General features: G+C 52.8%; 15 protein-coding genes and 1 tRNA gene. 5 read left to right on the top strand and 11 right to left on the bottom strand.

Translation table 11 applies throughout. From position 1 onward, the window contains the following. Nucleotides 1–19 precede the first annotated feature (19 nt). From F5984_RS14330 to F5984_RS14320, 3 genes are all read right to left on the bottom strand, one after another. Nucleotides 20–862 (bottom strand): TatD family hydrolase, encoded by an 843-nt coding sequence (locus tag F5984_RS14330; RefSeq protein WP_152124924.1) that lies wholly within the window; start codon nt 860–862, stop codon nt 20–22. A 93-nt stretch (nt 863–955) separates the two neighbouring features. Next, the gene (locus F5984_RS14325; RefSeq protein ID WP_152124923.1) at nt 956–2,101 is read right to left on the bottom strand and encodes a flavin-containing monooxygenase; all 1,146 of its coding nucleotides are present in this window, start codon (nt 2,099–2,101) and stop codon (nt 956–958) included. Nucleotides 2,102–2,121: 20 nt separating this feature from the next. Further along, the gene (locus F5984_RS14320) at nt 2,122–2,562 is read right to left on the bottom strand and encodes a DUF2147 domain-containing protein (protein WP_246169008.1); all 441 of its coding nucleotides are present in this window, start codon (nt 2,560–2,562) and stop codon (nt 2,122–2,124) included. Between the two features lie 128 nt (nt 2,563–2,690). On the opposite strand from F5984_RS14320, the gene F5984_RS14315 reads away from it, so the two are divergent. Continuing rightward, nucleotides 2,691–3,206 (top strand): acyl-CoA thioesterase, encoded by a 516-nt coding sequence (locus tag F5984_RS14315; RefSeq protein WP_152124921.1) that lies wholly within the window; start codon nt 2,691–2,693, stop codon nt 3,204–3,206. Between the two features lie 83 nt (nt 3,207–3,289). On the opposite strand, the gene F5984_RS14310 is transcribed toward F5984_RS14315, so the two are convergent. The 5 genes from F5984_RS14310 to F5984_RS14290 all read right to left on the bottom strand — a co-directional run bounded on the left by F5984_RS14310 (nt 3,290) and on the right by F5984_RS14290 (nt 8,856). Beyond that, on the bottom strand, nt 3,290–4,033 hold the full coding sequence (locus F5984_RS14310) for a helical backbone metal receptor (RefSeq protein ID WP_152124920.1): 744 nt from the start codon (nt 4,031–4,033) through the stop codon (nt 3,290–3,292). Between the two features lie 63 nt (nt 4,034–4,096). After that, entirely contained in the window at nt 4,097–4,321 is a 225-nt protein-coding gene (locus F5984_RS14305) for a YgaP family membrane protein (RefSeq protein ID WP_152124919.1), read from the bottom strand. A gap of 121 nt (nt 4,322–4,442) precedes the next feature. Then, nucleotides 4,443–5,735: an adenylosuccinate synthase gene (locus F5984_RS14300; protein WP_152124918.1), complete on the bottom strand. Its 1,293-nt coding sequence runs from the start codon at nt 5,733–5,735 to the stop codon at nt 4,443–4,445. Between the two features lie 205 nt (nt 5,736–5,940). Continuing rightward, nucleotides 5,941–6,474, bottom strand: a complete 534-nt coding sequence (locus F5984_RS14295; protein ID WP_019990834.1) for a Fur family transcriptional regulator — start codon at nt 6,472–6,474, stop codon at nt 5,941–5,943. Nucleotides 6,475–6,606: 132 nt separating this feature from the next. Further along, the gene (locus F5984_RS14290) at nt 6,607–8,856 is read right to left on the bottom strand and encodes a RelA/SpoT family protein (protein ID WP_152124917.1); all 2,250 of its coding nucleotides are present in this window, start codon (nt 8,854–8,856) and stop codon (nt 6,607–6,609) included. Between the two features lie 247 nt (nt 8,857–9,103). Here F5984_RS14290 and F5984_RS14285 point away from each other — a divergent pair, with 247 nt between their 5' ends. From F5984_RS14285 to tig, 3 genes are all read left to right on the top strand, one after another. After that, complete coding sequence (locus tag F5984_RS14285; protein WP_152124916.1) at nt 9,104–10,615, top strand: sulfatase family protein; 1,512 nt, start codon at nt 9,104–9,106, stop codon at nt 10,613–10,615. Between the two features lie 213 nt (nt 10,616–10,828). Next, nucleotides 10,829–10,910, top strand: a tRNA-Leu gene (locus tag F5984_RS14280). Nucleotides 10,911–11,021: 111 nt separating this feature from the next. Further along, nucleotides 11,022–12,386: a trigger factor gene (gene tig / locus F5984_RS14275; protein ID WP_019990837.1), complete on the top strand. Its 1,365-nt coding sequence runs from the start codon at nt 11,022–11,024 to the stop codon at nt 12,384–12,386. A gap of 74 nt (nt 12,387–12,460) precedes the next feature. On the opposite strand, the gene F5984_RS14270 is transcribed toward tig, so the two are convergent. Further along, nucleotides 12,461–12,865, bottom strand: coding sequence for a helix-turn-helix domain-containing protein (locus F5984_RS14270; RefSeq protein WP_152124915.1), 405 nt, complete (start codon nt 12,863–12,865; stop codon nt 12,461–12,463). A gap of 183 nt (nt 12,866–13,048) precedes the next feature. On the opposite strand from F5984_RS14270, the gene F5984_RS14265 reads away from it, so the two are divergent. After that, complete coding sequence (locus tag F5984_RS14265; RefSeq protein ID WP_019990839.1) at nt 13,049–13,723, top strand: ClpP family protease; 675 nt, start codon at nt 13,049–13,051, stop codon at nt 13,721–13,723. A 128-nt stretch (nt 13,724–13,851) separates the two neighbouring features. Here the strand turns inward: F5984_RS14265 and F5984_RS14260 are convergent, their stop codons facing one another. Next, a complete protein-coding gene (locus F5984_RS14260; protein ID WP_152124914.1) occupies nt 13,852–14,607 on the bottom strand; it encodes a bacteriorhodopsin-like in 756 nt (251 codons plus the stop codon). Nucleotides 14,608–14,794: 187 nt separating this feature from the next. After that, the gene (locus F5984_RS14255; RefSeq protein ID WP_246169005.1) at nt 14,795–15,679 is read right to left on the bottom strand and encodes a Brp/Blh family beta-carotene 15,15'-dioxygenase; all 885 of its coding nucleotides are present in this window, start codon (nt 15,677–15,679) and stop codon (nt 14,795–14,797) included. Nucleotides 15,680–15,773 lie beyond the last annotated feature (94 nt).

Genomic DNA, 15,773 nt, shown 5'->3' with positions numbered 1-15,773 from the left:
ACAGAATTCGGCACACCCGTTAGCGGTCAGAGGTGGCCTCAGAAGTAGCGTTGATCGATGCCTGACTTGGCTGCCGCAACCGGTTGGCGTTGGCGGTGGTGTGCCGCGCAATCTCGGTGAGCGGCAGGTTCATCAGCTCGGCAACTCGGGCGGCTACCAGCGGAATGTAGGCGGGTTCATTGCGCTTGCCCCGGTACGGAATCGGCGCCAGGTACGGGCTATCGGTTTCGAGCACAATGTGTTCGGGGCCAATGTAGGGCAGGACTTTATCGAGTCCCCCATTTTTAAACGTTGCCACTCCGCCAATACCCAGCAGAAAGCCCAGGTCAATGGCGCGTCGAGCTTCGTCGAGCGTACCCACAAAGCAGTGGAAAATACCCGTCAGGTTAGGCAGAGCCAACGACTCAATCAGGTCGGCGGCTTCGGCGAAGGCGTTACGGTCGTGCCCGGAGCGGGTGTGCATCGACACAAATCGGTTTTGGGCCGAGGCCCAGCCCAACTGAATCCGAAAGGCTTCGAACTGCCGGTCTACATGGGTCATGTCCCAATAAAAGTCGAGGCCAATTTCGCCCACGGCCATGAACGGATAGCTATTCAACTGCTTTTCCATCTCGGCCAGTTCGGTGTCCATCGTCTCGTTGACGTAGGTGGGGTGCAGGCCCATCATGGGCAGACACCGCTCGGGGAAGGCCTGCGCCAGAGCCATCATGCCCGGAATGGTCTCCGAATCGCAGTTGGGCATCCAGATTTGCTCTACCTGCTGACTACGGGCGGTTTGCAACATACCTTCGGGCCCGCCGGGGTAGCGTTCGGCCCCGAACTGTTTATCGTAGATGTGCGCGTGCGTGTCGATAAAAATCATGCCGCAAAGGTACGGGGATTGTGAAGAATGGCGCACCCGCCATCAACCAAAAACCCCAGTCTAATACCCATAACTAACCGAAAATGGCCGGGTCTACGCCTTCATTTGCTTTTGAATGTGCGCGGCAATCTGACCCGAATCGATATTGAGACTGCGGAGAATGCCCGTCAGCGGTGTTTTGAAGCCCAAAAAATACAAACCCTTCAGTTCGGGTTCATCGAACCAGAGCGATTTTGGGTAGCCCCGTTCGTTCAGAACGTTGGCGCAGAGGGCCTCGCCCAACACCGGTTGCAGCCCCGGCCGGTAGCCGGTAGCCAGCACAATAGCATCAAACGGCCGCTCCGACCCGTCACTAAACGTGACCGTTCGGGCGTTGATGCGCTCGATACTCGGGGCCACGGCAATGCGTCCGGCTTTGATCTCGGCGAGTGTGCCCTGATCGATGACCGGAATCCGGCCCTTTTCCCGAATCAGGTACGAGGGCGGGTGCGTAGGCTTGCCCAGCCCGTAAGCCGACAAATCGCCCACGGTGAGCCGTTGCGACAGTCCCGCCACAAAATCGTAAAACCAGTTGGGGAATTTGTTGAGAAAAATAGCCGACGGCTGAGTGGGTTTTCCGAACATATCGCGCCGGACAATGCTGATGGGCCCTCGCACCGATATGGTGGGTCGGGCGCCGTGTTCGAGCAGGTCGAGGGCCACCTCGGCCCCCGTGTTGCCCATGCCAATCACGAGCACGTTTTCGTCGGAAAAAGCGGCCCCGTTGCGGTATTCGTGGCTGTGCCAGACAATGCCACGGAAGTCGCGCAGGCCGGGTAGGTCAGGTTTGTTGGGTATTCGGTTATAGCCGGTGGCTACCACCACGCGCTCGGCCTCAAAAGTGTCGGTCGGTGTGGCCACCTGCCAGTGTCCGTTTGCTAACCGGCTTATCCGCTGCACCGGTTGGTTGAACAGGGGCTGGATTCGAAAATGCTCGGCGTATTGTTCTAGATATTCGACAAACTCCAGCCGCGAAACATACGTAGGGTACGTACTCGGGTAGGGTAGGTGGGGCAGAGCCGAATGTTCTTTTACCGTATGCAGGTGAAGCCGGTCGTAATGGTTACGCCAGGCAACCCCCACATATTCGCTCGCTTCGAGAACGGTAAACGTCGGTTGGGTGGGGTTCCGGTGGGCCAGCTGACCCGCCATAGCGAGTCCGGCCGGACCAGCACCGATAATTAGAGTTGAGTGTGTCATTCAGCCAAACGCAGCACTGCTTATTTAATTCGTGTCCAGGTTTGGGTTTTACCGATGAGCGAGATGCCCACGTAACCCCGTACATCGAGCGTGTTGGCGTCTTTGAGCGTCATTTTGCAGCTGTACGTTTTGCCATCTTCGGGGTTATAAATCTTCCCTTCGTCCCACACATTGCCGCCATCGAACTGAAAATCGTTCATGATGTTCAGGCCCATCAGTGGTCGCGACTGCATCTTGGCATCCGGGTTTTTGCTGTCGAGCTTCGGTTTGTTGGTGGCCGGGTCGTTGGGCTCTTTCAGCCAGATCAGTTTCCCGTAGTACTTGTTGCCCTGCTTATAGATTTGCACATGCCCACGCTTGGTGCCGTTGAGCCAGGTGCCGACTACAGCGTCGGGATTGTCGGCTACGGAAAGGGTTCGGAACGACGAAAACAGGCCGATAAAAATGAAAAGGAAAGCCATGCGGGTTAAAACACTCATGCGTCGAAAATTATGGTTTTTTGTTTGTTTTATTGTACTAACGCAAATATCCGGCCCTAAAATGTGCTGAACAACGTATAGAGTGGTTAATCTTGCGAAAAACTTCGTTCATGTTCAAACGCGACCCCTATAAAAGTTACCCGACCGAAACCGAATCGCGCATGATTATTCGGTTTCAGGACTGCGACCCGCTTCAGCACCTCAACAACGCCAAATACTTTGATTACTATTTCAATGCCCGCGAAGATCAGGTAGCCAAGCTGTACGACTTCAACCCCGGTCAGTTGTTTCGGGAGTTTGGGACGAGCTGGGTGGTGTATCAGCATCAGATTGCTTACATCCGGCCGGCGTTGGTGAGCGAATGGGTACGGATTGTATCCCGCGTGATTCATTTTACCGAAGATACCACCGTAACCGAATACTACATGACCGACGATGCCGGGCGGCAGCTGAAAAATGTGCTCTGGGTAACGTCGAAATACATCAGCGTGCGTACCGGTAAGCGCGTGCCGCATCATCCGGCTGTGATGGAACTCCTGGAGGCCACCTGCGAGCCCAACATTACGTTTGATGAGCTGGTCTTTAACGACCGCATTCGCGACATTAAAAGCAAGCTACAGTTGTAGAACGGCTTTGGGTTTAGCGCACGAATGGGTCAGCCCGAAACCAGAACGCTGGCCGCCCATAAACCCAACTCCCGATTACGCCATTAGGCCATCCGCTTGCAGAGCGTTCGGAAATAATCGGCCGAATGGGCAATTCGGCTGCCGTACCAGCTAAACAGTTCCCCATCGACCAGTTCGATCCGGGCCTGCGGACAAATGGCCCGAAGCTCGTCAATGTGTTTCGGCCCGAATGGGTAGGGCTCCGACGAAAGCAGAACTACTTCGGGTGCGGCCTGTTGCAGATCGTCGGGGGTAACTACCGGATACCGAGGGCGGTCGGCAAACACATTGCTGAAGCCTGCCAGGGGCAGCATGGCATGGATAAACGTCTCGCTTCCTGCCACCATCCAGGGTTTTCGCCAGATCAGGTAAGCAGCCCGCAGAGGTGTCGGGGTGAGGGGGAGTGATGCCAACGAAGCCCCAATTTGGTTAGCCAGCGTGTCGGCTTCTTCGGGGCGGTCTACGTGTTGGCCCACCGTTCGAATCATGGATAGGGCATCGTCAACGGTCACAACATCGGTCACTAAAACCGGGTATGTTTGGGCCAGTTGCTCAACATCCACTTTGGTGTTTTCCTCCTTGTTCGCCAGAATCAGCGTGGGGGCGAGGGCCGCAATCTTCTCAAAATCGACCTGTTTGGTGCCGCCTACTATCGGTCGATTCTTCACCTTGTCGGCCGGGTGAATACAGAATCTGGTCAACCCCACAATCTCTTCATCGAGCCCTAAGTCAAACAGGAGCTCGGTCAGTGAGGGTACCAGCGAAATAATCCGTTGCGACGTTTTCATAGACGAAAAAACGGAGCAGGGGTTGCCTGCTCCGTTGGTGAGGGTATGATTTTGGTGTACCGCTTACAGACGTGTGTTCTGCTCTTCGTGCCGGGTTGAGAGGCCAAGCAACCGGTAAACCGGACAATAGCCCATCAGACAGGTCACCGTCAGAACCAGCGCCAGTGCAGCGAGCATAAACGCACTCAGGCCGGTGATAAAGCCCATCAGATACGCTACTAAAATATCAATAATCAGCAAAGCGCGAACCATTTGGTCCACAAATCCTACGTTTTTAACAAAGCTCATAGCGCGTGAATGGAAGAGAAAAACAAATATAGAAACGCATGAATACGATGTCAATCAGCAGTGATTTAAAAGGGTGTTAAATAAAGTGCTTATGGCACCCCTCTACCCCCTGATTATGAGCCTATTCAGAAACCAGCGAACGCCGGTGAATGACGGCTTCGCGGTCGGGGCCGGTTGAGATAAAGCTGATCGGAATACCCAGCGATTCTTCGAGGAATTCGATGTATTGCGTCAGTTCAGCCGGGATATCGTCAAACGAATGGAATGGTTCGAGCGAGGTTTTCCAACCTTTGAAGGTTTTGTACACGGGCGTCACATCGGCATCAACCAGATCATACGGAAGCTGATCGGTTGTGGGGCCGCCGTTCGGAAGCTCATAGTGGGTACACACCTTGATTTCGTCGAAGATATTCAGCACATCGACTTTCATCATAATCAGCTGGGTAACCCCGTTGAGCATGATGGCGTATTTAAGGGCGGGCAAATCGAGCCAGCCGCACCGCCGGGGGCGTCCGGTTGTTGCGCCAAACTCACGGCCTTCGGCCCGCATCTGTTCGCCGGTTTCGTCGAACAGTTCGGTTGGGAAGGGGCCGCTACCAACGCGGGTGCAGTATGCTTTAAAAATACCGAACACCTCGCCAATCTGCCGAGGGGCAATGCCCAGACCGGTGCAGGCACCGGCGGTCATGGTGTTTGAGCTGGTAACAAACGGGTACGAACCAAAGTCGATATCGAGCAACGAGCCCTGTGCCCCTTCGGCCAGGATCTTTTTGCCGCTGCTGAGGGCTTCGTTAATCGCGTACTCGCTATCAGTCAACCGGAACTGCTTCATAAAGGCTACAGCCGCGAAGAAGTCGGTTTCGGCCTCGGGAAGCACCGATGCGTAGTCGAACCCGTAATGGTCGAGCGTGACTTTGTGCAGACTAACGAGTTTGTTGTATTTGTCGTGGAAATTAGGCGACAGAATATCGCCCACCCGCAATCCCTGCCGGGCTACTTTGTCCTGATAGGCTGGCCCGATACCGCGCAGGGTAGAGCCAATTTTTGATTCACCCTTGGCCTGCTCATACGCTGCATCCAGAAGCCGGTGCGTTGGGATGATAATCGACGCCTTTTTCGAGATGGTCAGGTTACGGCTCAGGTCCAGATTGAACTTGCCCAACCCGTCAATTTCACGCCGGAACACGATGGGGTCGAGCACCACGCCGTTGCCGATAATGTTCTGAATGTCGGGCCGGAAAATGCCCGAGGGAATCTGGTGGAGAACGTGTTTAATCCCGTCGAACTCCAGCGTATGGCCCGCGTTGGGACCACCCTGGAACCGGGCTACTACTTCGTATTGTGGTGCCAGTACGTCCACAATTTTACCTTTTCCTTCATCGCCCCATTGGAGGCCTAATAAAACATCAACCATAAAACTAAAAACTTCAGTGTTTATAGCCCATCGTTTCCGAAAGTAAGTGATTGCTCCACAACTCAGACGCAACCCCCGCAAACAGCCAACGGCAAACTATTTGTTTAAGCGTATTACGTTATAAAAAGCCGGTATGGACCGGGACAGTACAAAAACTTAAATGCCGGTCGGGTGGGTCATCCCACCCGACCGGCAAAAGGTCGGCTCAGTCGCGGACATCGGCCGGGTATTCGAGGGTGCCCTGTTGCCCTTCCGGCTCTTCGGCATGGGCCGGGTGCGTTCGGTTTTCGCAGTGTTCGCGGGTACAGGAGCCGTAAAAAATAAGCGAGTGGTGCATCACGTTGAACTTCAGCATATCGCCAACCATGTTCTGGATGTTCTGCACCCGTGGGTCGCAAAACTCCATGACCTTGTGGCAATCGGTACAGATCAGGTGATCGTGCTGTTTGTAGCCGTACGATTTCTCGTACTGGGCCAGATTCCGGCCAAACTGATGCTTCGTAACCAGATCGCAATCCACCAACACGTCGAGGGTGTTGTACACGGTGGCGCGGCTAACCTGGTACTTTTTATTTTTCATGGAGATGTACAACTCATCGACGTCGAAGTGGTCTTCGCGGTTGTAAATCTCTTCGAGTATGGCAAACCGTTCGGGCGTTTTGCGCAGGCCCTTCCGCTCCAGATAGGCTGTAAAAATCGTCCGGGCAGCGTCTAAATTCGTTTGTTTCGGCGCAGGCATGAGGCAAAGTTAACAGTTATGGGTGAACAACGAACAGTGACCAACGAACAATGAACAGTGACCAACGAACAACGAGCAGTAAACAGTGGATGCTGGTTGTTATTCGTTGGTCACTGTTCGTTGTTCATTGTCTTAGTCGAAGCGTACTACTTCGTACACCCCGTCGACGTTGTCGAGCTTCTTCATGAGGGTTTCAAGGTGGGCCGTGTCGTGGACATAGAGCTTAATTTTGCCCTCGAAAATGCCGTCTTTCGAATCAATTGTGACCGAGCGCATATTGATGCTGAGCTCGTTGCTGATGATCCGGGTTACGTCGTTAACCAGCCCGACGCGGTCGGTACCTGTAATGCGTAACCCCGCCAGAAACGCCAGGTCGCGTTGTGAGGTCCATTTGGCTTTGATAATCCGATTACCGTGGTTCGACATCAGTTCGACGGCGTTGGGGCACGATACCCGGTGAATCTTGATGCCGTCGTTGATGGTCACAAACCCAAACACATCGTCGCCCGAGATTGGGTTACAGCACTTGGAGAGTGTGTAGTCGATCTTGTCCATGTCTTCCCCAATCAGGAGCATGTCGGCATCGGCCCGGTCGCCGTGCATCTTCTTGAGCTCTTTGGTGAAGCTCTTGCCGTCGGCAATATTGTCGGTATTGAGTTTGTGTTGCCGGTTTTCCTTGGCTTCCTTCTCCGACTTGAACCGAACAATTTCTTTGGTTTCAATATGCCCTTTTCCGACCCGGTAGAAAAAGTCGGCCGTGGTTTTTGAGCCGAAAAACGCCCGCAGCTGGTTCAGCAGCTCATTGGTCATGTCGAGCCGGAGCGTTTTCAACTTCTTGGCTACCATATCGCGGCCATCGGTCACGTACCGCTTGTTTTCCTCTTTTATGAGGTCTTTGATCTTGGTACGGGCCTTGGATGTTACCACGAACCGGAGCCAGTCTTCGTTGGGCTTCTGTTTGTTGGAGGTGATGACCTCGACCTGATCGCCGTTTTGCAGTACGTGGCTCAGCGGTACGAGCACATTGTTGACTTTGGCCGCCATGCACTTAGCCCCAATTTGGGTGTGAATGTCGAAGGCAAAATCGAGCGCGGTGGCCCCCCGTTGGAGTACTTTGAGGTCGCCTTTGGGCGTGAATACGAAGACCTCTTCGCTGTAAAGGTTGCTGCGGAAGTCATCCAGAAACTCAATGGCCCCGGCTTTTTCGCCTTTCTCAGTTGTCTCGATCATGTCGCGAACCTGACTGATCCAGAGGTCGATGCCACGGCCTGTTTGTGTATCGTTGCCCTTGTATTTCCAGTGGGCCGCGTACCCTTTCTCGGCAATTTCGTTCATCCGCTCCGTCCGAATCTGCACCTCAACCCATTGCCCGGTTTTGCTCATCACCGTGGTATGCAGTGATTCGTAGCCGTTGGCGCGCGGGGTACTGATCCAGTCTTTAAGTCGGTCGGGGTTGGGCTTGTAATGATCCGTAACGATAGAGTACGCCCGCCAACAGGCCGCTTTTTCCTGTTGCGGTGGCACGTCCAGAATGATCCGAACGGCAAACAAATCGTAAATCTCCTCAAACGGCTTTTTCGACTTGCTCAGTTTATTCCAGATGGAATAGATCGACTTAGGACGGCCCCGAACCACGTATTTGTAGCCGGTCGACTGCAAACTCTCTTCAATTGGCTCGATAAACTTGCTGATGAACCGGTCGCGGCCGGCCTTCGTTTCGCGGAGCTTCCGGGCTACGTCTTTGTACGCTTCGGGCTCTACGTATTTTAGGTACAGATCTTCCAGCTCCGACTTGATCGCGTACAAACCGAGCCGGTGGGCCAGCGGGGCGTAGATGTAGATGGTCTCCGACGCAATCTTGAGCTGCTTGTCGCGGGGCATCGAGTCGAGCGTCCGCATGTTGTGCAGTCGGTCGGCGAGTTTGATCAGAATCACGCGCACATCGTCCGACAAAGTCAGGAGCATTTTGCGGAAATTCTCGGCCTGCTGCGAGGTGCCGTACTCAAAAATGCCGGAGATTTTGGTCAATCCGTCGATGATGCGGGCCACCTTTGCGCCAAACAGCCGATCAATATCGGGGATGGTCATGTCGGTGTCTTCGACCACATCGTGCAACAGAGCGGCTACGATTGATGTAGTGCCCAACCCAATTTCTTCCACGGCAATCTGGGCCACGGCGAGCGGGTGGTAGATATACGGTTCGCCCGACCGGCGACGCATGTTCTTGTGCGCTTCGGCCGAGGTGTTAAACGCCTTCTTGATCAGTTTAGCGTCATTTTCCTTCAACAGAGGTTTGGCCGCCCGGAGTAGACGTCGGTAGCGTTTCAGAATCTCCTGGCGTTCCAGTTCCAGATCAATGACGGGTTCGACTACATCATTCATAGGTAATTTATCATCTCGTTACGTTGTACTCTGTCGTTCAAGTTACGGGATAAAAACAAATTAACCGCCTGCTCCGATCACAAAAAATCTGATTTGTCTGTCCAGCAATTTTTCGTCGTTCACGTCTGGGGAGGCCCCGCTGCGATTTCGTTTGTCCTACAGTCTTACCGGTTAGAAACCGTACCCTATTGTTGTTTGGAACATACGTGACCAGCTAAACGGATTTTGATCGCTGATTCTGAAGATAATGACCAAATCGATTGTACTTACTTTTTGGGGTGTTTTGCTTGCGCTTGTAGGGGTAGCTCAGCAAAAGCCTAATATTGTTTTGATTTACGCCGATGACTTGGGCTACGGGGATCTGAGCTGTTACGGAGCCAAAGCCCTCAGAACCCCAAATATTGACAAGGTAGCCGCCGAGGGATTGCGTTTCAGCCGCGCCCACGCAACGGCCGCTACCTGCACGCCCTCGCGCTACACACTCATGACCGGGCAATATGCCTGGCGCAAAACCGGTACGGGTATCGCACCGGGCGATGCAGCCCTACTCATCCCAACCGACCGGGCCACGCTGCCTCGGTTGCTGCAACGGGCCGGTTACCAAACGGGGGTAGTGGGCAAATGGCACCTGGGTCTCGGTCCCAAAGGTGGCCCCGATTGGAACGGCGACATTAAACCCGGCCCGCTCGAAATCGGGTTCAACTACTCGTTTCTGCTGCCCGCTACCGGCGACCGGGTGCCGTGTGTGTATGTCGAAAACGGCCGCATCGTGGGCCTCGATCCAACCGACCCAGTGCAGGTTAGCTATCGGGAGCCGGTAGGTGCCGAGCCAACGGGTAAAGACAACCCTGAGCGCTTAAAAATGAAGCATTCGCACGGGCACAATCAAACCATCATCAATGGCGTAGGGCGGATTGGGTATATGACGGGCGGAAAAGCTGCCCGCTGGGTGGATGAAGACATGGCCGATGTGCTTACCCAAAAGGCAACGGCCTTTATCCAAACGAACCACAAAGCCCCTTTCTTTCTCTACTTTTCTACCCACGACATTCATGTGCCCCGTATGCCTCATTCGCGGTTTGCCGGAAAAAGTGGCATGGGGCCCCGTGGCGACGTTATTCTGCAGCTCGACTGGTGCGTGGGCGAGGTGATGAAAACCCTTGACCGGCTCGGGCTGAAACAAAATACGCTCGTGATTATCAGCAGCGACAACGGCCCGGTCATCGACGATGGGTATCAGGATGAGGCCGTTACCAAACTGGGTAGTCACCGCCCGGCGGGACCGCTCCGGGGCGGCAAATACAGCGCGTTTGAAGCGGGCACACGGGTTCCGTTTATTGTACGCTGGCCGGGCCAGGTTAAGGCGGGCACCTCCGAGGCACTGATGAGTCAGGTCGATTTGCCGGCGTCATTGGCTGCTTTGGTGGGGCAGAAACCAGCACCGGGCGAAGTCCCCGACAGTTTCAATACGTTGGATGCGCTGCTGGGGAAAGAGAACAAAGGTCGCGCGTACGTGATCGAGCAGGCGCTGAACAACACCCTTGCCATTGTTCGGGGCGACTGGAAATATATTGAGCCGAGCAACGGCCCGGCCCTGGAGAAAAACACCAATACCGAGTTAGGAAATGCTCCGCAACCGCAACTGTACAACCTGAATGCGGATGTGGGTGAACTCAAAAACCGGGCTGGAGAGCAACCCCATCTGGTTGATGAACTGAGGCAGTTACTCGAATCGGTACGCGGCAGCGATCGCAAATGACCTCAAACAGAGGCCGTTTGCGACCTGGAAAAGCGCCCAAACAGGCTTCTTTGGGGCGTAGGTACAGAATTTGTTCCTATTTATTGGTGGCTAACTATTGCGCTATTCAATCTTATTCGTACTTTTGCGGGCCAAACCAGTAAGCTTTAGGGGTTGGAGAAACGCAAAAGCACCTGCTTACGCGAACATCTTACCCCGATAACTGGCCACTCTGCGGGCGTGGCGAAATTGGTAGACGTGCCAGACTTAGGATCTGGTGCCGCAAGGCATGGGGGTTCGAGTCCCTCCGCCCGTACAACAGTACAATGAGCGAATGAGTGAATGAGTGAATTGGCGAATGTCTCTCGAGCCGCTTTTATTCACCTATTCATCCATTCGCTCATTCACTTAATAAACAATCACAATTGTGGATATAGCTCTCGATAAAGCGAGTGAGACCAATGCCTCGCTACGGATTACGCTGACACCGGACGACTACAAGCCGGAAGTTGATAAAAAACTGAAGCAATACAGTAAGACCGTTGCTCTGAAGGGCTTCCGCCCCGGTCATGTTCCCCCGGCTCTGATCAAAAAGATGTACGGCAAGGGAATTCTGGTTGAAGAAATCAACTCGATTCTGGGCAAGACGGTCTCTAACTATATCCGCGAAAACAAACTGCAGGTAGTGGGTGATCCCGTTCCGAACCGGGAACAGGCCGACGCTATCGACTGGGATACGCAGGAGCAGTTTGAGTTTAGCTACGAGCTCGGTTTGGCGTCTGACTTCGACGTTCATTTCGATCAGTTGCCCGCCCTCACGCAGTATCAGATTGAGGTAACGGATAAGGAGATCAACGAAACGATCGAAAACCTCCAGAAGCAGTTCCACACGCATGAGCACGCCGACGAAGTTGCCGATGGCGACACGATCTACGGTGAGCTGAAGCAGGTGAACGCCCCCGAAGGTGCCGAAGCAGGCTTTGCCAGCAAAACAGCTTTCCCAACCAACAAAATGGCGGAGGAAGCCAAAGCTGATTTCATCGGTAAGAAGAAAGGCGAAGTCGTGACGTTCACGATCGAGACGGTTTTCCCGAATGAGAAAGACCGCGCCAACGCTACCGGCGTGAAGAAAGAGGAAGCCGCTGACCTGACTGGTGAGTTTACGTTTGAAATTGAAGACGTAACCCGTCATCAGCCGGCCGAAATCAATCAGGAGCTGTTCGATAAAACCTTTGGCATTGGTCAGGTTGAAAGTGAAGAGCAGTTCCGGACGAAAATTGCGGAGGTAATTTCGAAAAACTACGAGCGCGAGTCGAGCACCCTGTTGCGGTACGACATTGAGCGTGAGTTGCTCAACAATATTCCCATTCTGTTGCCCGAGGAGTTCCTGAAAAACTGGCTCATCGAAAGCAACGAAGGCAAAGTAAGCCGCGAGCAGGTTGATGCCGAGTTCGAAGAGTTTGCTAAGTCGGTGAAGCTGCAACTCATCAAGAACAAGATCGCTGAGACGGCCGATGTGAAAGTTGAGTTCGAAGAAATTATGGAAGTGACCCGGCAAATGGTGCGTGAGCAGTTTGGCTTCACCAACACCGACGACGAGGAGATGAACAAAACCATCGACAAGATCGCCCGGAACTACCTGATGGACGAGAAAAACAACGGTCAGAACTACACAAGCCTGTTCAACCGTGTGTTCGACGACAAAGTAATCGAATACGCTAAAACGCAGGTAACGGTTGAATCGAAGCCTGCTTCATTCGACGAGTTCAAAGCCGTAGCCGAAGGCCGGTAAGCGTTTATACAATAGAGAAAAGGCGAGCTCGTAACGGGTTCGCCTTTTTTTGTTAATGGATGAGTGTGTGGGCGCTAGAAGCCGATTCGCTCCCGTACGGGCTCCTGCCCCAGGGCACGGGCTAATTCAAAGGCGATTCGGTCTTCGTACCGGCGCTTCCAGTAATCGGTTTCGAGCCGGAGTTTTTCGAGTTCCAGCTGTTGCTTCTCCACGGTAAGCCGTAAGGTTTCCAGTTCGTGATTTGGGTCGGATACAGGCACGGCCTCGGCGGGGGTAAGCGGCTCTTCGTCGGTCAGCAGAGCTGCGGGCGAAATGTCGAATACGGCGGCAATCTGACTCAGTCGCGACAAGGTCAGGTCGGTTTTACCGCGTTCGATATCGCCATAAGCCGTTGTCGACAAATGAAGCAGATCGGCCATGTTTTCCTGCGAGAGTCCCCGTTGCAGGCGCTGGAGCCGGATTCGTTCGCTGAGGGTCATGCGAGAAGGGGTTGAGGTGGTAAAGAAATCAAGTTGTGCTGACAATTTCTACAGTCAGACCGACAATACTTTTCGTTTGCATAACGCATTTTTGTGACGAAAGATTTAGGCCGATGACCGGGACGTTGTTTCTGGAAACTTCTGTGAATCGGGATTAGTTAGTTAAACAAAGGAAACCTTACCATGAATTTCGGACAAGAATTTAGAAAATTTGCCGTACACGGCATGGGTCTTAATGGCCTGACGGTGGACGGTTACATGAACCACACGGTTGAGAACATGACCCGCTCTGTGATTGAGGAGCGCCCCATGAACTTCCGCGAAGTCGATGTGTTTTCGCGCCTGATGGCCGACCGCATCATCTTCATGGGTATGGGGGTAGATGATAACATTGCCAACATCATTGTGGCTCAGTTGCTCTTTCTGGAGTCGGCCGATCCGAAGAAAGACATCCTGATGTACATCAACAGCCCCGGCGGTTCGGTGTATGCCGGTTTGGGGATTTACGATACCATGCAGTATGTGCGCCCTGATGTAGCCACGGTTTGTACGAGCCTTGCTGCGTCGATGGGAGCCGTGTTGCTGGCTGGTGGTGCCGCTGGTAAGCGGTCGGCCTTGCCCCATGCCCGCGTCATGATTCACCAGCCATCGGGTGGTGCGCAGGGACAGTCGGTTGATATTGAGATTACGGCCCGTGAGATTGTCAAGCTGCGCGAAGAGCTGTACACGATTCTGGCTGACCACTGCGGCAAAACTGTTGAGCAAATTGAGCGTGACTCAGACCGGGATAAGTGGTTCCGCGCCGACGAAGCGAAAGAATACGGCTTGATCGACGAAGTGCTGCGCCGGGAGCGATAGGCTCTCGTCTGCAACGAGTCATTAAAAAAGGCAACCTCAAGTGGGGTTGCCTTTTTTAATTATCCTACTCTACTCCATGCTATGATGGTTCTGTAAATGTTTTAGACCTCATACTGTTCTGTAAACGTTTAAACAGTAGCCGATACGAGCTTTGAAGCTTTCGACTCGTGTTTAGTAGATGCCACTGCCGCTCCATACACGACTAAACCGAATCCGATTTTGTTGATGGCATCACCAATGTTGTAAACGAGATCCAGGTTGAGGCCCATGCCGCCGAGTAAACCACCGGGCATAGCCATGTACCCGATTGGGTAAATACCCCAGCCGATCAGCACAAAATTGCGGAGCAGCTTCACGGCTTTTGCTACCTCTGGGTTGGGTGAAGCATCGGCTGTCTTCTTTACGTCGCCCAGGGTGGCTTCATAAATAATGCCGAGGTAGCCCAACGTTGATACCGCCCCCCAGATAATGGTGTTACTTGGGTCAATTGCTTCACCGATGTAGCCCGTTACAAGCATGAATACCGAGTAGCCAATCAGCTTCCAGAGGGTTGACGATTTGCCACCGTAGGGCTTGATCAGCAGGTAAAACTCAACGCACATCAGTGGTACAGTAAGGGTCCAGTCGATGTAGCGAAATTCGGTGGGCGATGTTTTGGTCTCAAGCCATACCCCACGCATGTAGAAATAATGCACGGCTGCGATCATGGTAATGAGACCAGAGATTAATAGAGACGTACGCCATTTGCCATCTACCTCACCGCGTTCCATGAAGAAGAAGACCGACGCGGCAAACATTGACATGTAACCGGTGAAAAACGTGAAGCCGATTACATCACCTGGCTGAAGTACTTCCAGCAAAATTGAGTTAAGTTGACTAAGCATTGTAGTTGAAGTGAAAAAGTGAACAAACTGAAAAAGTGCAATTAATTATTAAAACCTCAACAGGCTGTTCATTTTTATTGTTTAGAGTTTTGCTGAAAAAACTAAACAATATTTTTATCCAACGGTACGTAAAATCTGTTTACTTAGTCAATTATTTCTGGAATTTATTGGTATAGGATATTGAAAATCAATTAGTTGAACTATTGTCAATTCCGTACATAACCTCAATGTGTGGTAAAGTGATTAAGGATAAAAAGATAAACAAAATGGGTAAAGGGTCGAAATTGGGGAAAATCGTTTGCCAACCAACCGTAAAAAGAAGTAGAAAGAAGATTGAAAGCAGCGTAAGAGGCAGTGATTTTACCCAAATATGTTTCAGAGCGCTGTACGGTTTTTGGTTGTGAACCGGCAGGAAATTCTGAAGGGTAGCAAACGAAGAGAGGGCGTGCCAACCACCGAAGTACAACATAAACGAAGGCAGTAGGGGTAAGAAATAGGCCAGTAAAAGGATACTAAGTAATCGAATCATCCGGGCCCCATTGAGTGGAATTGGATGGTGGCTGTAGGCCAGCATGGTTAATACTAAAATTAGGGTGGCCCACCCACGTAATACCGCTCCTGCCCGGTTCGCAACAAATTGCCAAACGGACATAACCTGAGCGTCAGCCTGCACGATACGACTCAGAATTGGGCTTGTTTCGTCGGCATGTGTTAAGAGAACGAACCCCAGAACGAAGCCACCAGCCGCAAGCCGGGCGAGAAGCCAATACGGGGTCTGGGGGGCATTGCTTAGGTCGGTTTCGCCGAAGTGCCAGGATGAGATCAAAAGAAAAACCAGTAGGCAAGGCACAGGCGCAAACAGCCACGCAATGGCATAGAGGCCCATGGTAAGTAAATATTTGGCGATAAACCGCCTGAACGAAAAAGGTTTGTTGAGCCGGACGGACCGTTCGTGCTCGACCAAATGATCGAGGGCGCCATGCGGGATGCCTGCCACAGCCAGCATAAAAGCGCAAAAACCTAATTGAAGCGTTTGGGGGAGCGAGCCTGTTACAAACTGGTACGTGACCAAAAAAAGACCAACGAAAATGGTCAGAAGGGTGGGGGTTTGGCACAGGCGATACCAAACCCGGGCGGTCAGTAAGCGGATCATTGGTGAAGTGTAC

It is taken from the genome of Rudanella paleaurantiibacter, assembly GCF_009184635.1.
Classification (GTDB): domain Bacteria; phylum Bacteroidota; class Bacteroidia; order Cytophagales; family Spirosomataceae; genus Rudanella; species Rudanella paleaurantiibacter.
The sequence above is the reverse complement of the archived record's forward strand: the minus strand, read 5'-3'. Positions and strand labels throughout refer to the sequence as shown.

Excerpts from the sequence above, each read along its gene's own strand:
- F5984_RS14330 (WP_152124924.1), bottom strand. The coding sequence starts at position 862 with ATGATTTTTATCGACACGCACGCGCACATCTACGATAAACAGTTCGGG.
- F5984_RS14305 (WP_152124919.1), bottom strand. The coding sequence starts at position 4,321 with ATGAGCTTTGTTAAAAACGTAGGATTTGTGGACCAAATGGTTCGCGCT.
- F5984_RS14295 (WP_019990834.1), bottom strand. The coding sequence starts at position 6,474 with ATGCCTGCGCCGAAACAAACGAATTTAGACGCTGCCCGGACGATTTTT.
- F5984_RS14325 (WP_152124923.1), bottom strand. The coding sequence starts at position 2,101 with ATGACACACTCAACTCTAATTATCGGTGCTGGTCCGGCCGGACTCGCT.
- F5984_RS14300 (WP_152124918.1), bottom strand. The coding sequence starts at position 5,735 with ATGGTTGATGTTTTATTAGGCCTCCAATGGGGCGATGAAGGAAAAGGT.
- F5984_RS14285 (WP_152124916.1), top strand. The coding sequence starts at position 9,104 with ATGACCAAATCGATTGTACTTACTTTTTGGGGTGTTTTGCTTGCGCTT.
- F5984_RS14320 (WP_246169008.1), bottom strand. The coding sequence starts at position 2,562 with ATGGCTTTCCTTTTCATTTTTATCGGCCTGTTTTCGTCGTTCCGAACC.
- F5984_RS14290 (WP_152124917.1), bottom strand. The coding sequence starts at position 8,856 with ATGAATGATGTAGTCGAACCCGTCATTGATCTGGAACTGGAACGCCAG.
- F5984_RS14310 (WP_152124920.1), bottom strand. The coding sequence starts at position 4,033 with ATGAAAACGTCGCAACGGATTATTTCGCTGGTACCCTCACTGACCGAG.
- F5984_RS14270 (WP_152124915.1), bottom strand. The coding sequence starts at position 12,865 with ATGACCCTCAGCGAACGAATCCGGCTCCAGCGCCTGCAACGGGGACTC.
- F5984_RS14315 (WP_152124921.1), top strand. The coding sequence starts at position 2,691 with ATGTTCAAACGCGACCCCTATAAAAGTTACCCGACCGAAACCGAATCG.
- F5984_RS14265 (WP_019990839.1), top strand. The coding sequence starts at position 13,049 with ATGAATTTCGGACAAGAATTTAGAAAATTTGCCGTACACGGCATGGGT.
- F5984_RS14260 (WP_152124914.1), bottom strand. The coding sequence starts at position 14,607 with ATGCTTAGTCAACTTAACTCAATTTTGCTGGAAGTACTTCAGCCAGGT.